This window comes from Streptomyces sp. NPDC001380, from assembly GCF_042895785.1.
Lineage (GTDB): Bacteria > Actinomycetota > Actinomycetes > Streptomycetales > Streptomycetaceae > Peterkaempfera.
This window is the reverse complement of record NZ_JBIAWP010000014.1, coordinates 29,026-55,152: the sequence shown is the minus strand read 5'-3', so window position 1 is coordinate 55,152 and position 26,127 is coordinate 29,026. Positions and strand designations below refer to the sequence as shown.

The following is a 26,127-nucleotide window of genomic DNA, read 5'->3' as shown; positions in this document are numbered from 1 at the left end:
GAGGGCGCTCCCCCGCAGGTGGCGGCGGGTCCCCGGTCAGCCGGCGGTGGGAGCGCCGGGCTCGGGGCGGGGCTTGCGGAGGCGGTCCGCGAGCCCCAGGGCGTCGGCCGCGCTCGGCGTGCGCCCGGCGGAGATCCCGCGCCGCGGGCGGGGACCGGCCGCATCGGCGGGCGCGGGGGCCGGGGCGGAGGCGGGCTCGGGGGACCCCGGGGCCGGCGGCGCGGCCGGGGCCCAGTGGCGGAGCGCCCCGGCCTCCGTCTCGCACTCCCGGCCCAGCCGCGCCAGGTCGCTGTCGGAGAAGTGGTGGGCGCGGTCCTGGGCCGCCCAGCGCAGCGACTCGGCCGCGTGGGTGAGGCGTCCGGCCCGTTCGCGCAGCCCGGGCAGCCGTGCGTCGACCCGCGGGGCTCCGGGCTCCCGCTCCAGCAGGCGCAGCTCCCCGTCGAGGGCGCGGGCGTGCTCGTCGAGGCGGGCGAGGAGCTGGAGGGCGTCGCCGAGCTGGGGGTCCGCACCGACGCCGGACTCCAGCACGCGGCGGGTGGCGGTGAGCGACTCGCGGACCTCCAGACGGAGGGCGGCGATCCGGCCCTGCGGACCGGCCTGGGTGTACTTGCGGGCCTTGAGCGCCGCGTCCTCGACCGCGCGGCGGGCCCGGTCGCCGTGCTCCTCGACCTTGCGGCCCACCGCCCTGCCGGCCTTGACCGCGGCCACCGCCAGGAGGGCGAGCAGGCCGAGGACGAGCAGCGCGATGACGCCGACCACGATGCCGACCGCCTCCATGGGTGCCACCTCCGTGCGGGCTGCCCCGGTCCGGTCGTCCGGGGCGGTCCCCCCACGGTAGCCCGAGGCCCGCCCCGGGGGACCCGGCAATCCGGGCGGAGCGGAGGAGTTCAGGGACGAGTGGGGGTTGTCCCTGACGCGAGGCACCCCTGACGTGCGGCAGAACCCGCACGGAGCGGGCCGGGGCCGGACATGCGGCGGGACCGGGGCGGACCGCCACGGGCCGGGGCCGGACATGCGGCGGGACCGGGGCGGACCGCCACGGGCCGGGGCCGGACATGCGGCGGGGCCGGCCGCAGGGGCAGAACCCCTGCGGCCGGCCCCGCCGCCGATCCGGCCGGTCCGGCCGGTCCCCGGCCGTCAGCCGGTGACGATGTTGACCAGCTTCGGCGCCCGCACGACGACCTTGCGCACCGGCGCGCCGCCCACGGCCCGGACCACGGCCTCGTCGGCCAGGGCCAGCGCCTCCAGCTCGGCGTCGGCGATGCCGGGCGGCACCTCCAGCCGGGCCTTGACCTTGCCCTTGATCTGGACGACGCAGGTGACGGTCTCGTCGACCAGGTACGCCGGGTCGGCGACCGGGTAGTCGGCGAAGGCCAGCGACTCGCCGTGGCCCAGGCGGCGCCACAGCTCCTCGGTGATGTGCGGCGCCAGCGGGGCCACCAGCAGCACCAGCCGCTCGGCGACGGAGCGGGGGGTGGAACCGCGCTTGACCAGGTGGTTGTTGAGCTCCGTGGCCTTGGCGACCGCGGTGTTGAAGCGCAGCCCCTCCATGTCGCCGCGGATGCCGTCGACCGCGCGGTGCAGGGCGCGCAGGGTGGCGTCGTCCGGCTCCTCGTCGGTGACGACCGTCTCGCCGGTCTCCTCGTCGACGATGTTGCGCCACAGCCGCTGCAGGAAGCGGTAGGAGCCGACGACGGCCCGCTCCTCCCAGGGGCGGGAGACGTCCAGGGGGCCCATCGCCATCTCGTACAGGCGCAGCGTGTCGGCGCCGTACTGCTCGGCGATCTGGTCGGGGGCGACGGTGTTCTTCAGGGACTTGCCCATCTTGCCCGCCTCGCGGCGGACCTCCCGGCCCTCCCAGTAGTACCGGCCGTCGCGCTCCTCGACCTCGGCGGCGGGGACGGGGAAGCCGCGCTCGTCCCGGAAGACGTAGGCGGTGATCATGCCCTGGTTGTACAGCTTGTGGAACGGCTCGAAGGACGAGACGTGCCCCAGGTCGAACAGGACCTTGTGCCAGAAGCGGGCGTACAGCAGGTGCAGCACGGCGTGCTCGGCGCCGCCGACGTACAGGTCGGCGCCGCCGGCGGGCTTGCCGTGGCGCGGGCCCATCCAGTATTGCTCGGCGGCGGGGTCGACGACGCGGTCGGCGGAGACCGGGTCGACGTAGCGCAGCTCGTACCAGCAGGAGCCGGCCCAGTTGGGCATGGTGTTGGTCTCGCGGCGGTAGCGCTTCGGGCCGTCGCCCAGGTCCAGCTCGACGTTCACCCACTCCTCGGCCCGGGACAGCGGGGTCTCGGGGGAGGTGTCGGCGTCGTCGGGGTCGAAGGTGCGCGGCGAGTAGTCGTCGATCTCGGGCAGCTCGACCGGCAGCATCGACTCGGGCAGCGCGTGGGCGACGCCGTCCTCGTCGTAGACGATCGGGAAGGGCTCGCCCCAGTAGCGCTGGCGGCTGAACAGCCAGTCGCGCAGGCGGTAGTTGACGGTGCCCTCGCCCAGGCCGCGCTCGGACAGCCAGGCGGTGATCCGCTTCTTGGCCTCGACGACGCCCAGGCCGTCCAGGGTCACGGAGTCGTTGGCGGAGTGGACGATCGCCGCGTCGTAGGAGGTGAAGGCGTCGTCCCACGTCGAGGGGTCGGTGCCGCGGCCGTCGTCGGGCTGCACGACGCAGCGCATCGGCAGGCCGAAGGCGCGGGCGAAGGCGAAGTCGCGGTGGTCGTGGGCGGGCACGGCCATGATGGCGCCGGTGCCGTAGCCCATCAGCACGTAGTCGGCGACGAAGACGGGGACCCGCTCGCCGCTGACGGGGTTGACGGCGTAGGCGCCGGTGAAGACGCCGGTCTTGACCTTGGCGTCGGCCTGCCGCTCGACGTCGGACTTGGCGGCGGCCTCGGCGCGGTAGGCGGCGACGGCCTCGGCGGGGGTGGCGGCGCCGCCGGTCCAGTCCTCGCGGACGCCCTCGGGCCAGGCGGCGGGGACGATGCGGTCGACCAGGTCGTGCTCGGGCGCCAGCACCATGTAGGTGGCGCCGAACAGGGTGTCGGGGCGCGTGGTGAAGACGGTGACCGCGGCCCCGCCGTCGGCGTCCACGGCGAAGTCGACGCGGGCGCCCTCGGAGCGGCCGATCCAGTTGCGCTGCTGCAGCTTGATGGCCTCGGGCCAGTCCAGCAGGTCCAGGTCGGAGATCAGGCGGTCCGCATAGGCGGTGATCCGCATCATCCACTGGCGCAGCTTGGCCTTGAAGACGGGGAAGTTGCCGCGCTCGGAGCGGCCGTCGGCGGTGACCTCCTCGTTGGCCAGCACGGTGCCCAGGCCGGGGCACCAGTTGACCGGCACCTCCTTGGCGTAGGCCAGGCGGTGGTCGCCCAGGACCTCGTCGCGCTCGGCGGGGCTCAGCTCGGCCCAGGGGCGGCCGTCGGGGGTGGGGCGCTCGCCGGAGGCGAACTGCGCGACCAGCTCGGCGATGGGGCGGGCGCGGCCGGCGGACCCGTCGTACCAGGAGTCGAAGATCTGCAGGAAGATCCACTGCGTCCAGCGGTAGTAGTCCGGGTCGATGGTGGTGACCGACCGGCGGCTGTCGTGGCCCAGGCCCAGGCGGCGCAGCTGGGCGCGGAAGACCTCGATGTTCGCCTCGGTGGAGACCCGGGGGTGGGTGCCGGTCTGCACCGCGTACTGCTCAGCGGGCAGGCCGAAGGCGTCGTAGCCCAGGGTGTGCAGGACGTTGTGCCCGGTCATCCGCTTGTAGCGGGCGTAGACGTCGGTGGCGATGTACCCCAGGGGGTGGCCGACGTGCAGGCCCGACCCGGACGGGTACGGGAACATGTCCATGATGAAGGCGTGCGGCTTCGCGGAGACGTCGCCGGCCGCCGGGTCGGCCAGCGGACCGGCCGGGTTGGGGGCGTGGAACGTCCCCTCCTTCTCCCAGAGGTCCTGCCAGCGCGCCTCGATGTCGGCAGCCAGCGCGGCTGTGTACCGGAAGGGCTCGCCGGCGGCGGTCTCGGCCGCGCCCGCAGCAGCAGGGGTCGTCTCGCTCATCGTCCTCAGGACTCCATCGGTGTCAGGTTGCGGACCGTCACGTCAGCCGGAAATGAAAAAACCCCTCTGCATGAGGGGTCGCCGCGCCGACTCCGGCCTGTCCGCCAGGCGTCGGCCGGTACTGGTCAGCGCGGCCGGCTAAGGAGCAGGCGCACGGTTCGCACGGGGTCAGGGTACCGCAGGGGCGCCACGGCCCGCTCGGACCGCCGGCGGGGCGCCGGGGCCGCACCGGGGAGGGGTGCGCCGCACCGCGCGGACGGGGCGCGCGGGAGGCGGCCGCGCGCCGGGCCGGACCGGCCGCGCCCGGCGACGGTGCGGGGCCGGGGCGGGGCAGCGGGCGAGGCGTCGGGGGAGCGGGCCGCGCTCCCCGGGCGGAAGCGCACCGGAGGCCCCCGGGAAAGCCCCCGACAATACCCCGGGAATCCTCAGGAAAGGCAGCCGGGGAATTCCCCGGAGGATTCCCCTTTCCCGGGACTCCTTACGGAGGAATGACGGCTGGAGGCCCCGGACGGCAACGGAAGGCGCGCAACATGCCCGCAAAACGGTCATAAGCACCGGCTGCGGCCCCTACCCTAAGTGAGTCCTAAGAGGCCCCTAACGGTGGCGGTGGAGAATTCCCGGTAATGCCTCCGGGGCCGTTCCGGCCACTGCCGCGGCTATAGCATCGCCGTGTCATCGGCTTTCGGGCCAAGACCCTGGAGGGCCCCTCGTGAACACCAAGAGCACCCAGCCGCGCCGGCGCGCCGCACTGCGGGGCGCGGCCCGCCTCCGCGACGCAGCCACCGGAGGGGGCGGCGGCCTCAAACGCCTGCCGTTCCCGCTGTTCCTGGTGCTCGTCACCGTCTCGGTGACCATCACGTCGACGGCCGTGCGGGCCTTCTCCAGCCCGGCCGGCAAGTCGTGGATGGACAACGCGTCGCTCGGGGTCCTCAACTTCCTCGACTTCTTCATCGGCGTGGTCACCCTCGTCTCGCTCACCGGCTCGGTGGTGTGGGGGCTGATCTCGACCAACCAGTCGGTCCTCAAGCCGCACCAGCGGGTCTTCTCGCAGGCCGTGCACCGCGGCATCTCCACCGCGGCCCTGGCTGCGCTCCTCCTCCACGTCCTGGTGAAGATCTCGTTCGGCGAGGCCGCGCCGGTCGACGGCGTCATCCCGCTGGGCGGGGTCGGCACACCGGTGGCCGTGGGGCTGGGCACCGTCGCCGCGTACCTGATGGTCGGCGTCGCCGTCACCGGCATCCTGCGCAGCAGGTTCGCCCACGGCCGGTACCCGTGGATCTGGCGGCCGGTCCACGTCATGGGCTACGCGTCCTGGCTCATCGGCCTCACGCACGGGCTCACCGCCGGACGGCCCGGCAAGTGGTACGTCCTGTGGGGCTACGGGCTCTGCGTGGCGGCCGTCGCGCTCGCCGTGCTGGTCCGCGCCCTCGGCAACACGGGCAGGAGCGCAGCGGAGCTGGAGTCGACCCGCAGGCTGATGGCCCGCGACCTGGTGGTCGGCCCCGGCGGGGCCGACCGCCGCCCGGCCGCGGCGCGGGGCGGGGCGGCCGCCGGCACCGCCCGGGACATCCCGCTCACCCGCGACCTCCCGATCCCCGGGTCGACCGCGGCGGAGCCCGCGGCCGCCTCCGCACCGGAGCCGACCGCCGTCATGCAGGCCGCGCCGTCGTACGCGGCGGAGCCCGGGGCGGTCCCGGCCGCCGGACCGGTCCGGCCGGCCGTGCAGCAGCCGGAGCCCGTGCAGCCGCAGCAGCCGCTGTACGCACAGCCCGTCGCGGCGCAGCAGCAGCCCGTCCTCCAGCCGACCGGGTCGGTGGTCGACACGGGCGAGTTCTCCGCGCGCTTCGCCGCCGAGTGGGACACCGGCGAGCTCAACGCGCTGCTCGACGCCGGGCAGCGGCAGTACGCGGCGGCGCAGGCCGCGGGCGTCCCGTACACCGGCGACCCCTACGCCGCCGCCCAGCAGGCGGTGGCGGCGCAGCAGGCGGCCGCGCAGTACCAGGCCCCCCAGCCCCTGACGGCGCAGCCCGTGATGCCCCAGCCCGCGATGGCGCAGCCCGTGCCCGCGCCGGCCCCCCAGCCGACGGCGCCCGAGGCCGCACCGCAGGCGTACGCCGCACCGCAGGCGTACGCCGCCGGCGAATACCCGGCGGCCGGGCAGCAGCCCTATGCGGGCTACGCCGCCGACCCGTTCTCCACGGGCGCCGTGCCGCAGGTGCAGGCCCCGGGCGTCACCCTCGGCGCGGCGGCGGCCCCGCTGCAGTACCTCCCGCCGACCGCCCCGGCGGACCCCTTCGCCACCGGCTCCTTCCCCCAGGTGCCGGCCACCGGGTACGGCCACCCCGCGGCCCCCCAGCCGCAGCCGGCCCCGATGCCCGGCCCCGCTCCCGCCGCCCCCGGCGCCGGACCGGCCTACGGCCAGGTCCCGGCCGCCTACTCCGCCGACCCCTGGCAGGCCCGCTGATGACCACCCCCGCCGTGACCGACGTCCCGGAGGTCCTCCGGATCGGCCCCGCCCGGCTGACCGCCGGCCTGGACGCCGACCTCCGGCTCGACCACGCCGCGCACCAGCGCGCCCACGGCCCCCTCCCCCGCTACGACCTCGACGGGCTGATCGCGCTCGCCGAGAAGATCAAGCTGAAGGGCAAGGGCGGCGCGGGCTTCCCCTTCGCCCGCAAGCTCCAGGCCGTCGTCCGGACGGTGGAGCGCCAGCGGATCGCCCCCGCCGTCGTGGTCAACGCCACGGAGGGCGAGCCGGGCAGCGCCAAGGACCGCATGCTGCTGGCCCGCGCCCCGCACATCATCCTCGACGGGGCGGGCCTGGTCGCGGACGCCCTGGGCGCGGCCTCCCTCGCGATCGGCGTCGACGAGGGGAGCCCCGGCGTCACCTCGATGCCGCCCGCCGTGGCCGAGCGCAGCTGGGACATCCCGGTGCGGGTGGTCTGCCAGCCCGACCGGTTCACCTCCGGCGAGGGCGGCTCCCTGGTCCGCGGCGTCAACGGCCTGCCCGCCATCCCCCCGAGCCGCAAGATCCGCACCTCGGACGGCGGCAACGGCGGCGTCGACGGGCGCCCCACCCTGCTGTCCAACGCGGAGACCTTCGCGCAGCTGGGCATCGCGGCCCGCCTCGGCCCCGACGCCTACGCGGTGATCGGCACCGCGGCCGAGCCCGGCACCGTCCTGCTCACGGTCAACCGCCCCGACGCCGGCCGGCCGCTGGTCGTGGAGGCCCCCGCGGGCACCCTCCTCGGCGACGTGCTCGACGCCGCCGGGGTCTCCCCCGGACAGGGCGTGCTGGTCGGCGGGTACCACGGCATGTTCCTGGACGCCGACGCCGCCGTGAGGGCGCCCTGCTCCCGCGCCGGCATGTCCGCCGCGGGCGGCTCCTTCGGCGCGGGCATCGTCATCCCCGTCCCCGAGGACACCTGCCCGCTGGGCGAGGCCGCGCGGATCGCCGAGTGGCTGGCCGTCCAGTCCGCCGGCCAGTGCGGGCCGTGCCGGATGGGCCTGCCCGACCTGGCCCGGGTCCTCACCGACCTCGCCAACGGCGGCGGCGGCACCCGCGCCCTGGAGGAGGCCCGCCGGATCGCGGGCGGCGTGATCGGGCAGGGCGCCTGCTCGCACCCGGACGGCTCGTCCCGCTTCATCCTCTCCGCGCTCACCGCCTTCACCGACGACCTGGCCAACCACAGCCTGCGCGGCAGCTGCGGGCGCCGGGTGCGGGGGGTGATGCCGCTCTCCCCGTGGGGGCCGGGACAGGACCAGGACCACCTCGGCGGCCCCACCCTGGTGGTCGACTGGCAGCGGTGCCGGGCGCACGGGCTGTGCGCCGCCCTGGCACCCGAGCTGTTCAGCCTGGACGCCCACGGCTTCCCCGTGGTCAGCAACGCCCCCATCCCGGTCTGGCTGGAGAGCGAGGCCAAGCGGGCCGTCAACCAGTGCCCGGCGCTGGCGCTCCGCTTCGGCAGGGACCGCTGACCCCGGGGTCAGCGGTCCCGGGGTGCCGGCACCCCGGGGAAGCAGGAAGGCCGCCTCCCCGACGGGGAGGCGGCCTTCGCTAATCCTGTGGAGCTTAGGGGATTTGAACCCCTGACCTCTTGCATGCCATGCAAGCGCTCTACCAACTGAGCTAAAGCCCCTCGACCTGCTGCGCCGCCGGTCCGGAGGCCTTTCGGACCTCCCCGGCGACACCGCTCACTCTACACGGTCGCGGGGCCGGTCCACGAATCCCTCACCGGCGCGGCCCCGCGCCTTCCGCGCCCCCGTCCCGGGGGTGCGGGGGCGCGGGGGTGAACGCGGAACGGGCCGCCTCCCGGTGTGGGAGGCGGCCCGTCTCGCGGTCGCTGTGGAGCTTAGGGGATTCGAACCCCTGACCTCTTGCATGCCATGCAAGCGCTCTACCAACTGAGCTAAAGCCCCGTGGAGCCTAGGGGATTCGAACCCCTGACCTCTTGCATGCCATGCAAGCGCTCTACCAACTGAGCTAAGGCCCCGTGTTCCCCCGCGCCTTCCGGCCTTCCGGTCGGCGCTGCGAACGAGGAAGACTTTAACGGGTGGCCTCGGCATTTGGCCAATTGGCCTCTCGCCCCTCCCCGCCGGGGCGGGCAGGGAGGGAGGACGGGGCGCGGCGCCGGGGTGCGGCGTGCTCCGCGGCCCGGCCCGCCCCTCGCGCGGCACCGCCGGACGGCGCCGTCGTGCGTCACCCCGGGCGCCGCCCAGGGTGCCGCCTCAGGCACCGCCTCAGGTGTCGTCGCCGATGACCGGCTCGGGCAGGGTGCCCGCGTTGTGCTCCAGCAGCCGCCAGCCGCGGGCGCCGCGGCCCAGGACCGACCAGCAGCAGTTGGAGAGGCCGCCCAGCGACTCCCAGTGGAAGGGCTCCAGCCCCAGCAGTCGGCCGAGGCTGGTGCGGATGGTGCCGCCGTGGCTGACCACCACCAGGGTGCCGTCCACCGGCAGCTTCTCCACCGCCTCCAGGATCACCGGCACGGCCCGGTCGGCGACCTCGGTCTCCAGCTCGCCGCCGCCGCGCCGCACCGGCTCGCCGCGCTTCCACGCGGCGTAGTCCTCGCCGTACTTCTGGCGGATCTCGGCGTTGGTGAGCCCCTGCCAGACGCCGGCGTAGGTCTCCCGCAGGGCCTGGTGGCGGGCGACCGGCAGGCCGGTGACCGCGGAGAGCTCCGCCGCGGTGTCCGCGGCGCGCCGCAGGTCCGAGGCGATGACGGCGTCCGGACCGAGGGCCGCCAGCAGGCGGGCGGCGCGGCGCGCCTGCGCCACGCCGGTCTCGGTCAGGGCGATGTCGGTGGTGCCCTGGAAGCGGCCCTCGAGGTTCCACGAGGTCTGCCCGTGCCGCCAGAAGACGACGCGCGGACCGCGCCCCGGGCCGTTCAGCTGAGACTCCCGTCCGCGGCCTCGACGGCGTTGCCCGCGGCGTCGGTACGGGCGTCGGGGCGGTTGCGGGTGGCCTTGGCGTCCTCGGGCAGGTCCAGCTCGGGGCAGTCCTTCCAGAGGCGCTCGAGGGCGTAGAAGGAGCGCTCCTCGGAGTGCTGCACGTGGACGACGACGTCGATGTAGTCGAGCAGGATCCAGCGGCCGTCGCGCTCGCCCTCGCGGCGCACCGGCTTGACACCGCACTCCTTCAGCAGCCGCTCCTCGATCTCGTCCGAGATGGACTTGACCTGGCGGTCGTTGGGGGCGGACGCCAGCAGGAAGGCGTCGGTGATGGCGAGCACCTCGCTGACGTCGTAGGCGACGACGTCGTGGGCGAGCTTGTCGGCAGCCGCCTGCGCGGCGGTGGTGATGAGCTCGGTGGCCCGGTCGGTAGCGGTCACGATCTGCTTTCGGTAGGAGGTGAATGCGCCTCCCAGGATCTCACGGCGCGGGGAGGGGCCGGTGTCCGTACCGGCCCCTCCCCGCCGCCGGGCTACTGCGGGGCCTTCGGCCTGCCCTTGTAGTCCTGGCCGAGCACCACCAGGATGTCCGCCGTCTGGCCGCCGGGGGCCTTCTTCACCGAGGTGGCGGGCACGTCCAGGGTGAGCGCCAGCTGCCTGGCGTCCCCGGCACGGGCGTCGTCGGTGTAGCGGATCTCGGTGCGGGCGGCGGTGGCGGCGGCCCTGCCGACCGGCGGCACGAAGGTGTAGCCGCCGTTGACCACCTGGACCTGCGCGTCGGCCGCGCGGCCGCGGACGCCGGTGGCGTCCTGGACGGCCACCCTGGCCGGTCCGGAGCCGCGGTCGGCGTTGTGGACGGTGCCGCCCAGGACCTCCTTGACCAGCGCCCCGGCGGTGGCCTCGTCGACGGTCCCGTCGGCCTTGACCGGGAGGGTGCGGACGGCGAACCGGTCCTTCGCGGCGTGCGCGGAGAGCGCGGCGAGGGACGCGCCGAGCTGCTTCTCGGAGAGGGACGGGTCCATCACCGCGTTCATCCGCTTGACCACGTCGGTGGCGGCGGAGGAGTCGGCGGGCATGGCCTTGACGACGGCGGCCAGCACCTTGCCGAAGCGGGCGAGCTGCGCGGCGGGCCGCTCCCCGGGGGCGAGGAGGGTGGCGTAGGCGACGGCGGCCTGGCCGTTGAGGCTGCGGGACGGGCCGGCCTGCACCAGGGTCTTCCCGTTCTGGGTGACGGGGGCGTCGACGTCGGCCGTGATGCCGCCGAGCTGGTCCACCAGGATCTGCAGGTAGGGGGTGTCCAGCCGCCAGGTGCCGGCCACGGGGGCGCCGAGGGTGGTGGCGAGGGCGTCCTGGGTGCCGCCGGCGCCCTGGGCGGCCAGGGAGGCGCCGAGGGTGGTGGAGCCGGAGCCGCCGCCGTCGTCGGGGAGCAGCAGGGCGCCGGGGAGGAGGAGGGCGGTGCCCTTGTCCCCGGCCGGGTCGTCGACCAGGAGGGCGGTGGTGGTCCGCCCCTTGAGGTCGTGCAGGTGGAGGGCGATCACCTCGCGCTTGCCGGCCGGCCCGCCGTCGGCGGCCTGCCCCCCGAGCACGCCGGACTTCCAGAGGTAGCCGGCGGCGCCCAGCGCGACCAGGGCGAGCGCGACGACCAGGGCGACGACGCGGTTGCGGCCGCGGCGCTTGCGCTCGTCGCGGCGCTCGGTGCGGGTCTCGGCGAACTTCAGCCAGTCGATGACGTCCTCGGACTCCTCCTCGTCGTCGACGAAGGTGAACTCCTCGCCGTCGTAGGAGGAGCCGGGGGCGGCACCGGGGCCGGGCGCGGTGCCCGGCCGGGCGCCGGGCCGCCGGGGGGCCTGGGCGGTGCGCTGCCGCGGCGGGGCGGCGGCGGTGGCGGCCTGCCGGGCGTCCTGGGGGGCCTGCGCCGCCGCGGGGCCGACGACCGGGTACTGGCCGGTGCCGTACCCGTCGCCGTGGCGGCCGTCGTGACCGGGCTGCTGCGGGGGCTGCTGCGGGGCGTAGCCGCCCTGCCCGCCGTAGGGGTCCACGGCCGGGTACCGGCCGGTGCCGTACCCGTCGCCGTACCCGCCCCCCTGGCCGGGCTGCTGCGGGGGCTGCTGCGGGGCGTAGCCGCCCTGCCCGCCGTAGGGGTCCACGGCCGGGTACCGGCCGGTGCCGTACCCGTCGCCGTACCCGCCCCCCTGGCCGGGCTGCTGCGGGGGCTGCTGCGGGGCGTAGCCGCCCTGCCCGCCGTACGGGTCCGCGCCGTACGGACCGCCGCCCTGCCCGCCGTAGGGGTCGGCGGCGTACGGACCGGCGCCCCGGCCGTCCTGCCGGTACGGCGCCGGGCCGCCGGGGGCGCCGGGCGGCGACCAGTCGCCGGGGTCGTCCCAGCCCTCCCGGTCCTGCCGGTCCGCGGGCACGTAGCGCCCCCCGGACCAGTCGTCGCCCCCCGGTCCCCTGCGGTCTGCCGATCCGGTCACGCCGCCCCTCAAGGTCTTCCGATTGCCTCTGTGCCGGCCGTCAGCCGCCGCTGGCGGTCTGGCCGCCCCTGCGGTGGTAGAGCCTGCGCTTGTCGATGTACCGGACAACGCCGTCGGGGACCAGGTACCAGACCGGCTCCCCGCGGGCGACCCGCGAGCGGCAGTCCGAGGAGGAGATGGCCAGTGCCGGCACCTCGACCAGGGACACCCCGCCCTCGGGCAGTCCGGGGTTCGTCAAAGTGTGCCCCGGACGGGTGACTCCGATGAAATGTGCGAGGCCGAACATCTCCTCGGCGTTCCGCCAGGACAGGATCTGGTCCAGGGCGTCCGCGCCGGTGATGAAGAAGAGGTCGGCGTCCGGGTGCTCGGCCCGCAGGTCGCGCAGGGTGTCCACGGTGTAGGTGGGGCCCTCGCGGTCGATGTCGATCCGGCTGACCGAGAACTGCGGGTTGGAGGCGGTGGCGATGACCGTCATCAGGTAGCGGTCCTCGGCCGGGGAGACCGCCCGGTCGCTCTTCTGCCAGGGCTGGCCGGTGGGCACGAAGACCACCTCGTCCAGTGCGAACAGGCTGGCCACCTCGCTGGCGGCCACCAGGTGCCCGTGGTGGATCGGGTCGAAGGTTCCGCCCATCACGCCGATGCGCCGCTTCACCGGCGCACCGCCGTCCTCGGCCTGCTGTTCCATGCCGCCTCACCTTACGGGATGCGCCCGGATGCGGAACCGGCCCTCCGCCCGTCGGGCGGAGGGCCGGTCGGCCGGGGTCGGCGTCCGGCGTCGGACGGCCGGACCGCGGCTCAGCGGTCGCGGTTGAAGCGGGTGGTGATGAAGAGCAGGACCAGGAGGGCCAGCAGGGCGCCGCCCCCGGTGAGCGCGGGGTTGAGGCTGTCGTGGTTGCCGCCCTCGGCGAGCAGGCTCAGGGCGTGGGCTGCGGCAGTGGTCATCGTCTGCTGGACCTTCTCGGCTCGGAGGGCGGATGCGTGCTCATGGTACGGGTGGGGCCCGCGCAACCGCGCGGCGGCTCCGCGCGTCTCAGCCGGTGTGCGGGGCACCGGTCCCGGCCGGTGGGCCGGGCCGCGGCCGACGGCGGCGGCGGCAGGTCAGCGGCCGTCAGGCGGCCGACCGGCAGCCGCTCACCGGTCGTTGTCGCGGCCGGCCTTGGCGATGGCCCAGGCCAGCAGGACGACGCCGACCACGGCGGCGATCAGCACGATGCGCAGGAAGAGGCCCGGTCCACCCTCCCCGGAGATGGGGCTGGCGAGTACGGTCAGGCTCTCGGACGGCACGGGCGGCATGGTCAGGGCTCCTCGGTCGGGGTGCACTGCCCAGCGTAGACCGGGGCGTACCGGACAGCGGCCCCGCCCCGCCCCGCCGACAGGGGCGACGGGGCGACCCCCGGCGCCGTAGGGTGGCCGGCGGGGACGAGTACGAGCAGGCGACGGACGAGGCGGACGGCGGGGGGCCCGTACCTCACGGGGAACCGCGCCGCGCAGGAGGTACTCACGACATGACCGACCCCACCCGCGGCAGCGGCGTGCCCGACCGGGCGCGCAAGAGGTTCCCCGGCATCTCGACCCGGGCCTGGGAGCACCCGGCCGACCGCTCGGCCCTGGTGGCCCTGCGGAAGCTCTCCGGGTTCGACGACGTGCTGAAGAAGCTCGCCGGGCTGGTGTCCGAGCGCAGCGTGCGGCTGATGTTCCTGGCGACGGCGGTCAGGGCCTCGGAGCGGCAGTTCCCGCACATCCACGACATGGTGCGCGACGCCGCGTACATCCTGGACCTGGAGAAGGTCCCGGAGCTCTACGTCACCCAGGACCCCCGGCCCAACGCCATGTGCATCGGCATGGAGACGCCGGTCCTCGTGGTGACCACCGGCCTGGTGGAGATGCTCGACGAGGAGGAGCTGCGGGCGGTCGTCGGCCACGAGGTGGGGCACGCGATGTCCGGCCACGCCGTCTACCGGACGATGCTGCTGATCCTGACCGGCATCGCCGCCCGGATCGCCTGGCTGCCGCTCGGCAACATCGCGATCACGGCGCTCATCACGGCGCTCAAGGAGTGGTTCCGCAAGTCGGAGATCTCCTGCGACCGGGCCGGGCTGCTGGTCGGCCAGGACCTCCAGGCGTCCATGCGCGGGCTGATGAAGCTGGCGGGCGGCCACCACCTGGCGGAGATGAACGTGGACGCGTTCATCGAGCAGGCGGAGGAGTACGAGCGCGCCGGGGACCTGCGCGACGGCGTACTCAAGCTGCTCCAGCTGCTGCCGCAGAGCCACCCCTTCGCGACGGTCCGGGTGGCCCGGCTGAAGAAGTGGGCGGAGAGCGAGGAGTACCGGTCGATCATGGCCGGGGCCTACCCGCGGCGCGCCGACGACCCGGACACCTCCGTGGGCGAGCAGTGGCGGGCGACCGCCGAGTCGTACGCCCGGTCGGTCAAGGAGAGCAAGGACCCGCTGATGGGCCTGATCCGCGACATCACCGGGGGCGCGGGGGACGTGGGCGGCAGGATCCGCGACGTCTTCAGCGGCTCCGGGGCGCGCGGCGCGGGGACGGACGGCTCCGGGGCGGACGGCGCCGCGGAGGGCAGGGGCTCCGGCTCCGGCTCCGGCGGCAGCTGAGCGCCGGCCGCGGGGGCGCGCCCGCCCGTTCCCGGGCCGGGCGCCCCCGCGGCCGGAGTGGAGTGGCTCAGCCGGCGGCGGCCAGATCGGCCATGGGCCCGCCGAGGACCCCGCACACCTGCCAGGCGGGGCGGTGCAGGCGGTCCAGCGGGTCGATCCCGGCGGCCGGGCCGGCGGCGGCGCCCGCGGCGGGCTGCCCGGCCAGGACGGGGCGCAGGTAGCGGCTGGTGTCCGCGTCGCACGCCATCGGCCCGGCCTGGACCACGGAGTCGACCAGCCGCACCTGGGAGGCCGCGATGTCGTCGCGGTCGAAGCGGAAGCGCAGCTCGCGGCGGACGGTGAAGAGGGTCACCGGCGCACCGGGCACGGAGAGCTGGTCGGGGTCGAACACCGTCGTGGGGGTGGCCGACGGCGACCCGGAGACGGGGGAACCGGAGACGGGGGAACCGGAGACGGGGGAACCGGAGACGGGGGAACCGGAAGCCGGCGACCCCGCGGCCGACGGCCCCTGACCCGGTGCCGTACCGCCCGGGAGGGCGGTGGCGGTGCCGCCCGGGGCGGCGGGAGCCGCGGTCGGCCCCGAGGCGGGCGACCCGGAGGCGGTCGGCCCGGAGGCGGTCGGCCCGAGGACGGTCGGCCCCGCAGGACCGGGCACGGATGCGGCGGTGCCGTCCGCCGGGGAGGACGGACCGGTGCGCGGCGCCGCCTGCAGGGCGTAGACGAAGGTGTGGTCGGTGAGCACCTCGAGGGTGTCGTCGTCGGCGTCGCGGAAGGACATGGTCCCGGTGACCTTCACCTTGGAGACCGCGAGCGTGACCTGCGCGGGGTCGAAGCGCACCATCCAGCCGGTCGCCGCGTGGTGCAGGTCGTCCCTCGGGTTGCCGACGCTGTCGTCGAACTGGGCGCGCTGCGCCGGCACCAGCAGGTCGCGGACGGCGCCCGTCCCGCCCTCCACCAGGACCTTGGAGTCCAGCGAGGAGGCGAAGAGGAACTGCTGCACGGCCGCCAGGGCGCGGGTGACCTGCTCCTCCGGGAACCGCTTGGTCGCCGTGGGGGCCGGCAGGGTGAGGCCGACCATGCCGTCGGCGAAGCCCGCGCCGTCCGTGCGCCGGTCGAAGCGGGCGAAGGGGCCGTCGGTCGTGCTGCCGCCCGCCGCCCGGGGCGCCGAGCGCGGCGCCAGCGGGACCACCGTCGTCGTCAGGAGGGTCCGGCTCCGCTCGGGCTGGCGGTAGGGGTGGCGGACGCCCATGTAGACGGCGGCCGCGAACGCGACCGCTATCAGCAGCATCAGCGCGAACGCCTGCCGGGGCAGCAGCGCGGCCGACCGGGGGCCGCGGCCGGACGGCCTGCGGTCGGCGAAGCCCAGGCGCTCCCGGGCCGACAGCTCGCGGATCCGGGCAGCGCGGACGAACGACTCGTCGAACACGACGGATCGGAACTCGTCATCCCCGCCGGGAGCGCCCTCGGGCGCGCCCTCCGGAGGCTCCTCCCGGCCACCCATGCCCCCAAGGGTAAGTCTCCCGGGCGTCTGCGAACGATGCCGGTCCGGTCACGTTCTGACACGGAATCACCGAAGTCCCTTGCGGGACACGGCAGTCGGGGTGCAGGGCGGCGTTCCCGGGCCGTTGTCCGGCCGTACGCCGGGCGGCTCCCGGACGGCCGACGGGACGGCGGGACGACGAGGAGAGAGAGGACGGCAGGAGGACGGCGGAAGGACGGGGCCGCGGGCCGGAGCACCGGGCCGCGCACGCAGCCGGGCGTGCCGGCGGTCAGCCGCCGGAGGCGGCCGAGGGGGCGCTGACCACGGGGGGACGGGGCACGTCGGCGGCCGGGCTGCCGAAGCTGCCGCTGTCGGGGCGCGACGGTGCGGGCGTGGCGGGCCCGGTGGTGCCCCGGTAGACGGCCGCGACGGCGACGGCGACCACCCCGAGTCCCATGACCACGGCGAGGAACCAGGCCACCGGCCGGTGCCAGCGGGCGTGGGCGGAGGCGCGGCGCCCGCGCGGGCCGGGGGCGCGGCGGCCGGAGAGGCGGCTGCGGTGCACCGCGGGGCCGGGCCAGTCGAGGTCGTCCTCGTCGCCCCGGTACGGGCGCAGTTCCTCCGGCAGGCCGTCGTCGGCCGGGTCGCGGGGGTCGTCGGCGCCGCCGTACGCGCGGCCGGCGCCGGTGGCCTCCAGCTCCAGCCGGGCCTCGACGGCGGCGAGCATCCGCTCGTGGGCGGAGGGCTCGTGCACGGTGGCGGCCCGGACGAAGGCCTCGTCGAAGACCACGGCTGCGAACGCGTCGTCCGCACCGCCGTGGTCGGCGCCGTCCGGGTACGGCGAATCCCCCACATCCTCGGGCACGGACTCAGCGTATTACCGCCGGGGCCGTTTGTCTGTGGCTCGTCCCAAAGCCCCTCCGACCCGGCCGGATCCCGCAGCGGTGCGCCCGCGCGGACCGGCGCACGGGCACCGCGTCCGCCCCCGGACCCGCCTCCGCGCCGCCCCCGTACGGCCGCGGGCCGCCCCCGTGCGCCGCCCCGGGCGGTCCCTCCGGCTGCCGGAAGGGACCGCCCGGGGGGGGGAACCGGCCGGAAGACCGCCGGAGGGGCGGCCCGGGGTGCGGGTGCCCCGCCGCCCGTCAGGGACGGACGTGGCCGTCGCCGGTGAGGATGTACTTCGTCGACGTCAGCTCCGGCAGGCCCATCGGGCCGCGGGCGTGGAGCTTCTGCGTGGAGATGCCGATCTCCGCGCCGAAGCCGAACTGGCCGCCGTCGGTGAAGCGGGTGGAGGCGTTGACGGCGACCGTGGTGGAGTCGACCAGACGGGTGAAGCGCCGGGCCGCGGCCTGCGAGCCGGTCACGATCGCCTCGGTGTGGCCGGAGGACCAGCGGCGGATGTGGGCCACCGCGTCGTCGAGCGAGTCGACCACGGCGGCGGCGATGTCGTACGACAGGTACTCGGTCTCCCAGTCCTCGTCCGTGGCCGGGACGACCACCGCCGGACCGCCGTGCGCCCGCGCGGCCTCGACCACCGCCGGGTCGCCGTGCACGGTCACCCCGGCCTCGGCGAGGGCGTCCAGCGCGAGCGGCAGGAAGGCGGGGGCGGCGTCCCGGTGCACCAGCAGCGTCTCCGCGCTGTTGCAGACGCTGACCCGCTGCGCCTTGGAGTTGAGCAGGACGTCCACGGCCATGGAGAGGTCGGCGCCGGCGTCCACGTAGACGTGGCAGTTGCCGGTCCCGGTCTCGATGACGGGGACGGTGGACTCCTCCACCACGGTGCGGATCAGCGAGGCGCCGCCGCGCGGGATCAGCACGTCGACCAGGCCGCGGGCCCGCATCAGCTCCTTGACCGAGTCGCGGCCCTCCCCCGGCACCAGCTGCACGGCGTCGGCGGGCAGGCCGGCCGAGGCCACCGCGTCGCGCAGCACCTCCACCAGCTTCGTGTTGGAGCGGTAGGCGGAGGAGGAGCCGCGCAGCAGCACGGCGTTGCCGGACTTCAGGCAGAGGGCGGCAGCGTCGGCCGTCACGTTGGGACGGGCCTCGTAGATGATGCCGACCACACCGAGCGGCACCCGCACCTGGCGGACGTCCAGGCCGTTGGGGAGCGTGTAGCCGCGGACGACCTCGCCGACCGGGTCGGTCAGGCCCGCCACGTCGCGGACGTCGGAGGCGATGGCGGCCACCCGCTCGGCGGTGAGGGTGAGCCGGTCGACCATGGAGTCGGGGGTGCCCGCCTCCCGGGCGCGGGCGACGTCCTCGGCGTTGGCGGCGGTGATCTCCGGGGTGCGGGCCTCCAGCGCGTCCGCGATCGCGAGCAGCGCGGCGTCCTTGGCCGCGCGCGGGACCGGGGCGAGCGCGGCGGCCGCCTCCCGGGCGCGGCGCGCGGCGGCGAGGACGGGCGACTCTGCGGCGTGGGCGTCAGTGCTGGTCATGACCGAAGGGTACTGAGCCGGGCGGCGCGGTCCACGGTTCTTTCCACCCGCTGAGACGGCGGGTCGCCCTGCGGACGGGGCGGGCGGGGAGCGGCGGGCCGGGCGAACGGACGGCCGGGCCTGCCGGGCCGGACGGACCGGGCCCGTCGGGCGCCCGGGACGGGCGTCCGCTCAGTACGGGTGGACGCCGCCCACGGGGGCCGGGGGGCCGCCGTGCCCCTGTGCGGCGCGCGTGAGGTACGTCTCGCGGTCCACGACCTCCAGGCCCACGATCTCCCAGGCCGGCAGCCCGGCGGTGGCCCGGTGCTCGCCCCAGAGCCGCAGCGCGATCGCCGCCGCGTCGTGGAGGTCGCGGGCCTGCTCCCAGTAGCGGACCTCGGCGTGGTCGGCCGCGTAGCGGGCGGTGAGCAGGAAGGGGTGGTCCTGGACGAGCCGCTCCAGGCCGCTGCGCAGCTCGGGCAGCGGCGTGCTGCGGCCGGCGACGCTGAGGACGACGTGCCAGAGCCGCCCCTGCTCGGAGGCGGCCGCGGCGGCCCCCTGCCCCTGCGCGGGCACGGTCCCGGGGGCGGGCGCGGGGCCCCGCCCGGGTGCGGGTCTCAGGGCACGGCCTCCGTCGATGCCGGTCAGGGGCCGCTCCACCGGTCCTCCGGACAGCGCTTCCTGACGCCTGCGTCCCACCGGGGGCCTCCTGTCCGGCGCTGTCGTCGCCGGGCCCGACCGCCTCCGGGCCCGCTCACACCCCTGCTCCCGCCGCGCCTCAGCCGCGCAGCACCACCAGGTCGTCGCGGTGGACGACCTCGCGCTCGTACGCGGGACCCAGCTCCCGGGCCAGGTCGTGGGTGGACCGGCCCAGCAGGTGGGGCAACTCCCTCGCATCAAAGTTGACCAGTCCGCGGGCGACGATGTGGCCGTTTTCGTCAAGAAGGTCCACGGGGTCGCCCGCGCTGAAGTCCCCGCGGACGCCCGTCAGGCCCGCGGGCAGCAGCGACTTGCGGCGCTGGACCACCGCGTCGACGGCGCCCGGGTCCAGGCTGAGCGCCCCCCGCGGGCTGCTGGCGTGCGCCAGCCACAGGAGGCGGTCGGCGGCACGGCGGCCGGTGCGGTGGAAGAGGGTGCCGGTGGGGCGCCCGGCGAGGGCGTCGGCGGCCCGGCTGGCCGCGGTGAGGACCACGGGGATGCCCGCGCCGGTGGCGATCCGGGCGGCCTCCACCTTGGTGACCATGCCGCCGGTGCCCACGCCCGCCCTGCCGGCGCTGCCGATCTCGACGCCCTCCAGGTCGTGGGGGCCGCGCACCTCGGCGATGCGGCGGGTGCCGGGCCGGGCCGGGTCGCCGTCGTACAGGCCGTCCACGTCGGAGAGGAGGACGAGCAGGTCGGCGCGGACCAGGTGGGCGACCAGGGCCGCCAGCCGATCGTTGTCGCCGAACCGGATCTCGGCGGTGGCGACGGTGTCGTTCTCGTTGACGACCGGGACCGCGCCCATCGCCAGCAGCTGCTCCAGGGTGCGGTAGGCGTTGCGGTAGTGGGCGCGCCGGCCGGCGTCCTCGGCGGTGAGGAGCACCTGGCCCACCCGGATCCCGTAGCGGGCGAAGGAGGCGGTGTAGCGGGCCACCAGCAGGCCCTGGCCGACGCTGGCGGCGGCCTGCTGCCGGGCCAGGTCGCCCGGACGGGCCCCGAGGCCGAGCGGGGCGAGGCCGGCGGCGATGGCGCCGGAGGAGACGAGGACGACCTCGGTGGGCGGCTCGTCGCCGCTGCGGGGGGCGCGCACCCGGGCGAGCACGTCGACGAGGGCGTCGACCCGGTCGGCGTCCAGGCCGCCGGAGGCGGTGGTGAGCGAGGACGACCCCACCTTCACCACGATCCGCCGCGCCCGCAGGACGTCCTCCCGCAGTCCCCCGCCGTCGTTCCCGCCGGTGTTCCCGTCCCCGGCTCCCGCTGCGGCCACCGCCACGCCCTCATCTCCCGTGCAGATCGCGCCCGTCCGTGCCGGACGTGCGGCGGTGCGCCCCGCCGCCCGGTGTCCGGCCGCCCGGCTCCGTGCCGCCGGGGTCCGGCCGCCGGGCGTCCGGTCGCGCCGCACCCGGCCGCGGACGCACCGTGCGGCGCCCGCCTCCCGCAATCTACGCGATGCGCCCCCGGCGCCCGTCCGGCATTTCACGCCTCGGACGGGCGCCGGGGGCGCACGGTGGTGCAGGTCAGACGTCCTCGTCGTCCTCGGCGGCGCGGCCGCTGGACAGCGGGTCGAAGGCCGCGTACTCGGCATCGACCTCGTCGCGGGCGCGGTTGCGGCGCCGGTCCACGGCGGGACGCTGGGTCTGGAGGCGGTGGTCCTCGCCGCGGCGGCCGAGCATCTCCGCGCCGGCGGCCATGGTGGGCTCCCAGTCGAAGACGACGGCGTTCTCGTCGGGGCCGATGACGACCTCGGCGCCCTCCTTGGCGCCGGCCTTCCACAGCTGCTCCTCGACGCCGAGGCGGGCCAGGCGGTCGGCGAGGTAGCCGACGGCCTCGTCGTTGGCGAAGTCGGTCTGGCGGACCCAGCGCTCGGGCTTGGCGCCGCGCACCCGGAAGAAGCCGTCCTCGACGGTGACGGTGAACCCGGCGTCGTCCACGGCCTTGGGCCGCAGCACGATGCGGGTGGCCTCCTGGACCGGCTTGGCGGCCCGGGCCTCGGCGACAAGGCCGGCCATGGCGAAGGAGAGCTCGCGCAGGCCCTTGCGGGAGGCGGCGGAGACCTCGAAGACGCGCAGGCCGCGGGCCTCCAGGTCGGCACGGACGATGTCGGCGAGGTCCTGGCCGTCGGGCACGTCGGTCTTGTTGAGGGCGACCAGCCGGGGCCGGTCCTCCAGGCCGCCGTACGCGGCGAGCTCGGCCTCGATGGTCTCCAGGTCGGAGAGCGGGTCGCGGCCGGGCTCCAGGGTGGCGCAGTCCAGGACGTGCACCAGGGCGGAGCAGCGCTCGACGTGGCGCAGGAACTCCAGGCCGAGGCCGCGGCCCTCGCTGGCACCGGGGATCAGGCCGGGGACGTCGGCGACGGTGTAGACGACCTCGCCGGCGGTGACCACGCCCAGGTTGGGGACCAGGGTGGTGAAAGGGTAGTCGGCGATCTTCGGCTTGGCGGCGGAGAGCACCGAGATCAGCGACGACTTGCCGGCGCTGGGGTAGCCGACGAGGGCCACGTCGGCGACGGTCTTGAGCTCCAGGACGATGTCGAGGACGTCGCCGGGCTCGCCGAGCAGCGCGAAGCCGGGGGCCTTGCGGCGGGCGGAGGCGAGGGCGGCGTTGCCGAGGCCGCCGCGGCCGCCGGCGGCCGCGACGTAGCTGGTGCCGGCGCCGACCAGGTCGGCCAGCACCTCGCCGTGGGCGTCCATCACCACGGTGCCGTCCGGCACGGGCAGGACCAGGTCCTGGCCGTCGGCGCCGGAGCGGTTGGCGCCGGCGCCGGGCCTGCCGTTGGTGGCCTTGCGGTGCGGCGAGTGGTGGTAGTCGAGCAGCGTGGTGACGTCGGGGTCGACCACGAGGACGACGTCGCCGCCGCGGCCGCCGTTGCCGCCGTCGGGGCCGCCCAGCGGCTTGAACTTCTCCCGGTGGACGGAGGCGCAGCCGTGGCCTCCGTTACCCGCGGCGACGTGCAGCTCGACGCGGTCCACGAAGGTGGTCATGGGATGTGCCTCCAGGGATGGGTCATTGCGGGGTGAAACAGAAGGGGTGGACCGGGCATTCCGGTCCACCCCTCGTGATGTCGCTGGTGCTGCGTCAGGCTGTCGCCAGGGTCACTCGGCGACGGCGACGATGTTGACGACGCGGCGGCCGCGGCGGTTGCCGAACTCGACGGCGCCGGCGGTCAGTGCGAACAGCGTGTCGTCGCCGCCGCGGCCGACGTTGGCACCCGGGTGGAAGTGGGTGCCGCGCTGGCGGACGATGATCTCGCCGGCGTTGACGACCTGGCCGCCGAAGCGCTTCACGCCGAGGCGCTGGGCGTTGGAGTCGCGGCCGTTGCGGGTGGAGCTTGCGCCCTTCTTGTGTGCCATGTCTCCCTGCCCCTTACTTCGCGGAGTCGATGCCGGTGACGCGCACGGCCGTGTGCTGCTGGCGGTGGCCCATGCGCTTGCGGTAACCGGTCTTGTTCTTGTACTTCAGGATGGTGATCTTGTCACCCTTGGTGTGGTCGACGACCTCGGCGTGGACCTTGACGCCGCCCAGGACCGACGGGTCGCTGGTCACGGTGTCGCCGTCGACGACCAGAATGGTCGAGAGCTCGACCGAGTCACCGGGCTTGACATCGACACGGTCGATCTCCAGCACGTCGCCGACGGCGACCTTGTGCTGGCGGCCGCCGGCGCGAACGATCGCGTACACGCGGTACCTGCTTTCTGCTACTCGGTCGGAACTCCCGACGCCAGCCTTCCTGGCGAGTACACAGGAGGCCTCCCCCGGGGGGACCCCGGGAGGTGGGTTGCTCGGGAGCATGGCGCAGACACGCCGAGGGTCAAGAATACGGACCGGCCCACCAGGGAGCAAACCGGGCCTCCCCGCGAGTGTCGCGGGGAGGCCCGGTGCCGTCCGGCGCGGCCGCCGGAGGGCCGCTACTCGGCCGCCGGGGCGGTCGCCTCGGCCGGGGCGGGGGACCCGCCCTCCGCCGGGGCGGCGGCCTTCTTGGCGGCCGTGGTCCGCTTGGCGGCGGTCTTGCGGGTGGCGGTGGTCTTCTTGGCCGCCGCCGTCTTCTTGGCCGCCGTGGTCTTCTTCGCGGCCGTCTTGCGGGCGGCCCGCTTGCGCGGCGCCTCCGCCTCGGCCTCCGCCTCGGCCGGGGCCTCCGCCTCGGCGGGGGCGCCGGAGACCGCGGGGGCCTCGGCGGCGGTGACCTCGGCGGTCGGGACCTCGGCGGCGGGGGCCGGGACGGCCCCGTCCGGCCCGGCCTCCGCAGGACGCGCCGGCAGCACCAGCACCGCGGCCTCCGCCTCCACCGGCGGACCGGCGGGCGCGGTGGCCTTGCGGACCGCCCGGCGCCGGGTGCGGCCGCCGGGGGCCGCCGCGGCGGGCAGCTCCACCAGGCTGACGGGCGCCGCCTCCGGCTCCGCCGCGGCGGGCTCGGGCGCGGCCTCGGCGGCGGGGGCCTCGGCGGGCGCCGCGACCGCCGGCTCGGCCACGGGCTCGGCGACGGCGACGGGCTCGGCCACCTCGACCTCGGCGGCGGGCGCCTCGGGGGCCTCCTCCTCCGCCTCCAGCTCCTCCTCGTGCTCGTGCTCGTGCTCGTGCTCGTGGAGCTGCTCGGCGGCGACGCCGCCCTTGCCGCGCCGGCGGCGCTTGCTGCCGGCCGCACCGCCGGAGCCGTTGCCGGCGGTGGAGGGCTGGTCCATGTGGACGATGACGCCGCGGCCGTTGCAGTGCACGCACTGCTCCGAGAACGACTCCAGCAGGCCCTGGCCGACCCGCTTGCGGGTCATCTGCACCAGGCCCAGCGAGGTGACCTCGGCGACCTGGTGCTTGGTACGGTCGCGGCCCAGGCACTCCAGCAGGCGCCGCAGCACCAGGTCGCGGTTGGACTCCAGGACCATGTCGATGAAGTCGATGACGATGATGCCGCCGAGGTCGCGCAGCCGCAGCTGGCGGACGATCTCCTCGGCCGCCTCCAGGTTGTTCCGGGTGACGGTCTCCTCGAGGTTGCCGCCCTGGCCGGTGAACTTCCCGGTGTTGACGTCGACCACGACCATGGCCTCGGTGCGGTCGATCACCAGCGAGCCGCCGCTGGGCAGCCAGACCTTCCGGTCCAGCGCCTTCATCAGCTGCTCGTCGATCCGGTACGTGGCGAAGACGTCCACGTCCGAGGTCCATCGCTGGAGGCGGTCGGCCAGGTCGGGGGCGACGTGGCTGACGTACTCGTGGATGGTGGACCAGGCGTCGCCGCCCTGGACGATGACCTTCGTGAAGTCCTCGTTGAAGATGTCGCGGACCACCCGGACGGTCATGTCCGGCTCGCCGTAGAGCAGCGACGGGGCGTTGCCGGAGGAGGACTTCTTCTGGATCTCCTCCCACTGCGCCTGGAGCCGCTGCACGTCTCGGGTCAGCTCCTCCTCGCTGGCGCCCTCGGCGGCGGTGCGCACGATGACGCCCGCGTCGTCGGGGACGATCCTCTTGAGGATCTGCTTCAGCCGGGTGCGCTCGGTGTCGGGCAGCTTGCGGCTGATGCCGGTCATCGAGCCCTCGGGCACGTACACCAGGTACCGGCCCGGGAGGGAGACCTGGCTGGTCAGCCGGGCGCCCTTGTGGCCGATCGGGTCCTTGGTGACCTGCACCAGCACCGGCTGGCCGGACTTGAGCACCGACTCGATGCGCCGCGGGCCGCCGTGGCCGAGCGCGCCGAAGTTGACCTCGCCCGCGTACAGCACGGCGTTGCGGCCCTTGCCGATGTCGACGAAGGCGGCCTCCATCGACGGCAGGACGTTCTGGACCCGGCCCAGGTAGACGTTGCCGACGTAGCTGGTGGCCTGCTCCTTGTTGACGTAGTGCTCGACGAGCACACCGTCCTCGAGCACGCCGATCTGGGTGCGCTCGCCGTTCTGCCGGACGACCATCACCCGCTCCACGGACTCGCGGCGGGCCAGGAACTCGGCCTCGGTGATGATCGGCACCCGGCGGCGGCCCAGCTCGCGGCCCTCGCGGCGGCGCTGCTTCTTGGCCTCCAGACGCGTGGAGCCCTTGATGGACTGCACCTCGTCCGGGTCGAAGGACGGCTCGTGCGAGGCCTTCTTGCGCGGCTCGCGCACCTTGACCACGGTGCGCTCCGGGGCGTCGGAGCCCACGTCCTCCAGGTCGGCGCCGGTGTCGCCGCCGCGGCGGCGGCGACGGCGGCGACGACGCGAGGACGCCAGGCCGGCGGCCAGCTCGTCCTCCTCCTCGTCGTCGCCCTCCGCGGAGGCCTCCTCGCCGGACTCCTCCTCGGACTCGTCGCGGTCCTCGTCGACGCGGTCCTCGGCGTCCCCGCGACGGCGGCGGCGTCCGCCGCGGCGGCGGCGGCGCGAGGGGCGGCCCTCGTCCTCGCCGTACTCCGCCTCGCGGTCCTCGGCCTCCTCCTCGGCGGGCTCCTCCTCGGCGGGCGGTTCGACGCGGGCCTCGGCGGGCAGCTCGGCGCGGGCCTCCTCGGCGAAGGCGGGACCGGCCGGGGCCGCGGCGCGGCGGCGGCGACGGCGGCGGCCGCCCAGCTCGGACTCCTCGGCGGTCTCCTCCTCCTCGTCCCGGCGGCGGACCGGGGCGGCGGGGGCGACGGGGGCGGCGGGCTCCTGGAAGACCGGGGGCTGGAAGACGGCCGTCGGCGGGCGGACGACGCGGCGGCGCGGCCGCGGGGCGGGCTCGGGCTCCAGCTCGACGGCGGGCTCGGGCTGCGCGGCCTCCTCCGGCTCCTCCTCGGCCTGCGGCTCGGCGGCGGCCGGCTGCGGGGCGGCGGGCGCCTCGGCCTGCGGCTCCGCGGCCGGGGCCTGCTCGGCGGCCGGCTCGGGCGCGGTCTCGGCCTTCTTGCGGGTACGGCGGACGCGCTTCGGCTTCTCCGGAGCAGCCTCCTCCGCCACCGCGGCCCCGGCCTGCGACTCGGCGGCCTGCGGCTCGGCGGCGGCCGGCTGCGGCTCCGCGGCCGGGGCCTGCTCGGCGGCCGGCTCGGGCGCGGTCTCGGCCTTCTTGCGGGTACGGCGGACGCGCTTCGGCTTCTCCGGAGCA

At 75.9% G+C, this 26,127-nt stretch carries 20 protein-coding genes and 3 tRNA genes; 3 read left to right on the top strand and 20 right to left on the bottom strand.

Features of this window, described 5'->3' with window-relative positions:
• Positions 1-36: 36 nt before the first annotated feature.
• Both ACFY07_RS18450 and leuS read right to left on the bottom strand, forming a co-directional pair.
• On the bottom strand, positions 37-777 hold the full coding sequence (locus ACFY07_RS18450; protein WP_390869696.1) for a hypothetical protein: 741 nt from the start codon (positions 775-777) through the stop codon (positions 37-39).
• 360 nt (positions 778-1,137) lie between these two features.
• On the bottom strand, positions 1,138-4,032 hold the full coding sequence (gene leuS / locus ACFY07_RS18445) for a leucine--tRNA ligase (RefSeq protein ID WP_390869694.1): 2,895 nt from the start codon (positions 4,030-4,032) through the stop codon (positions 1,138-1,140).
• A gap of 709 nt (positions 4,033-4,741) precedes the next feature.
• Between leuS and ACFY07_RS18440 the strand changes: the two genes are divergently transcribed.
• The gene (locus ACFY07_RS18440) at positions 4,742-6,496 is read left to right on the top strand and encodes a hypothetical protein (protein WP_390869692.1); all 1,755 of its coding nucleotides are present in this window, start codon (positions 4,742-4,744) and stop codon (positions 6,494-6,496) included.
• Entirely contained in the window at positions 6,496-8,010 is a 1,515-nt protein-coding gene (locus tag ACFY07_RS18435) for an NADH-ubiquinone oxidoreductase-F iron-sulfur binding region domain-containing protein (RefSeq protein ID WP_390869690.1), read from the top strand. Before ACFY07_RS18440 ends, ACFY07_RS18435 begins: the two co-directional genes overlap by 1 nt.
• Before the next feature lie 88 nt (positions 8,011-8,098).
• Here the strand turns inward: ACFY07_RS18435 and ACFY07_RS18430 are convergent.
• The 9 genes from ACFY07_RS18430 to ACFY07_RS18390 form a co-directional block, all read right to left on the bottom strand.
• Positions 8,099-8,171, bottom strand: a tRNA-Ala gene (locus ACFY07_RS18430).
• 207 nt (positions 8,172-8,378) lie between these two features.
• Positions 8,379-8,451 (bottom strand) — tRNA-Ala (locus tag ACFY07_RS18425).
• Position 8,452: 1 nt separating this feature from the next.
• Positions 8,453-8,525 (bottom strand) — tRNA-Ala (locus ACFY07_RS18420).
• 247 nt (positions 8,526-8,772) lie between these two features.
• Positions 8,773-9,420 carry a histidine phosphatase family protein gene (locus tag ACFY07_RS18415; RefSeq protein ID WP_390869862.1) on the bottom strand — a complete coding sequence of 216 codons (648 nt, stop codon included), beginning with the start codon at positions 9,418-9,420 and terminating at the stop codon, positions 8,773-8,775.
• Positions 9,417-9,860, bottom strand: coding sequence for a ribosome silencing factor (gene rsfS / locus ACFY07_RS18410; RefSeq protein WP_230649969.1), 444 nt, complete (start codon positions 9,858-9,860; stop codon positions 9,417-9,419). The genes ACFY07_RS18415 and rsfS overlap by 4 nt, the downstream gene beginning before the upstream one ends.
• 92 nt (positions 9,861-9,952) lie before the next feature.
• Complete coding sequence (locus tag ACFY07_RS18405) at positions 9,953-11,893, bottom strand: LCP family protein (protein WP_390869687.1); 1,941 nt, start codon at positions 11,891-11,893, stop codon at positions 9,953-9,955.
• Between the two features lie 40 nt (positions 11,894-11,933).
• Entirely contained in the window at positions 11,934-12,578 is a 645-nt protein-coding gene (gene nadD, locus ACFY07_RS18400) for a nicotinate-nucleotide adenylyltransferase (protein WP_230649972.1), read from the bottom strand.
• Between the two features lie 110 nt (positions 12,579-12,688).
• Entirely contained in the window at positions 12,689-12,835 is a 147-nt protein-coding gene (locus ACFY07_RS18395; RefSeq protein WP_230649975.1) for a hypothetical protein, read from the bottom strand.
• A gap of 189 nt (positions 12,836-13,024) precedes the next feature.
• A complete protein-coding gene (locus ACFY07_RS18390; protein ID WP_390869685.1) occupies positions 13,025-13,177 on the bottom strand; it encodes a hypothetical protein in 153 nt (50 codons plus the stop codon).
• 221 nt (positions 13,178-13,398) lie between these two features.
• Between ACFY07_RS18390 and ACFY07_RS18385 the strand changes: the two genes are divergently transcribed.
• A complete protein-coding gene (locus ACFY07_RS18385; RefSeq protein ID WP_390869683.1) occupies positions 13,399-14,508 on the top strand; it encodes a M48 family metallopeptidase in 1,110 nt (369 codons plus the stop codon).
• Between the two features lie 67 nt (positions 14,509-14,575).
• Here ACFY07_RS18385 and ACFY07_RS18380 read toward each other — a convergent pair whose 3' ends face one another.
• From ACFY07_RS18380 to ACFY07_RS18340, 9 genes are all read right to left on the bottom strand, one after another.
• Positions 14,576-16,009, bottom strand: coding sequence for a hypothetical protein (locus tag ACFY07_RS18380; RefSeq protein ID WP_390869681.1), 1,434 nt, complete (start codon positions 16,007-16,009; stop codon positions 14,576-14,578).
• Positions 16,010-16,277: 268 nt separating this feature from the next.
• Positions 16,278-16,853 (bottom strand): hypothetical protein, encoded by a 576-nt coding sequence (locus ACFY07_RS18375; RefSeq protein ID WP_390869678.1) that lies wholly within the window; start codon positions 16,851-16,853, stop codon positions 16,278-16,280.
• Positions 16,854-17,130: 277 nt separating this feature from the next.
• A complete protein-coding gene (locus tag ACFY07_RS18370) occupies positions 17,131-18,423 on the bottom strand; it encodes a glutamate-5-semialdehyde dehydrogenase (protein ID WP_390869676.1) in 1,293 nt (430 codons plus the stop codon).
• A 171-nt stretch (positions 18,424-18,594) separates the two neighbouring features.
• On the bottom strand, positions 18,595-19,101 hold the full coding sequence (locus ACFY07_RS18365; RefSeq protein ID WP_390869674.1) for a hypothetical protein: 507 nt from the start codon (positions 19,099-19,101) through the stop codon (positions 18,595-18,597).
• A 79-nt stretch (positions 19,102-19,180) separates the two neighbouring features.
• Positions 19,181-20,314 carry a glutamate 5-kinase gene (gene proB, locus ACFY07_RS18360; RefSeq protein WP_390869860.1) on the bottom strand — a complete coding sequence of 378 codons (1,134 nt, stop codon included), beginning with the start codon at positions 20,312-20,314 and terminating at the stop codon, positions 19,181-19,183.
• Between the two features lie 304 nt (positions 20,315-20,618).
• Positions 20,619-22,082: a GTPase ObgE gene (gene obgE / locus ACFY07_RS18355; RefSeq protein ID WP_390869672.1), complete on the bottom strand. Its 1,464-nt coding sequence runs from the start codon at positions 22,080-22,082 to the stop codon at positions 20,619-20,621.
• Positions 22,083-22,193: 111 nt separating this feature from the next.
• Complete coding sequence (rpmA, locus tag ACFY07_RS18350; RefSeq protein WP_230649996.1) at positions 22,194-22,451, bottom strand: 50S ribosomal protein L27; 258 nt, start codon at positions 22,449-22,451, stop codon at positions 22,194-22,196.
• A 13-nt stretch (positions 22,452-22,464) separates the two neighbouring features.
• The gene (rplU, locus tag ACFY07_RS18345) at positions 22,465-22,779 is read right to left on the bottom strand and encodes a 50S ribosomal protein L21 (RefSeq protein WP_230649998.1); all 315 of its coding nucleotides are present in this window, start codon (positions 22,777-22,779) and stop codon (positions 22,465-22,467) included.
• A gap of 227 nt (positions 22,780-23,006) precedes the next feature.
• Positions 23,007-26,127: Rne/Rng family ribonuclease (locus ACFY07_RS18340; RefSeq protein WP_390869670.1), on the bottom strand; the 3,121-nt coding region annotated here is incomplete at its 5' end.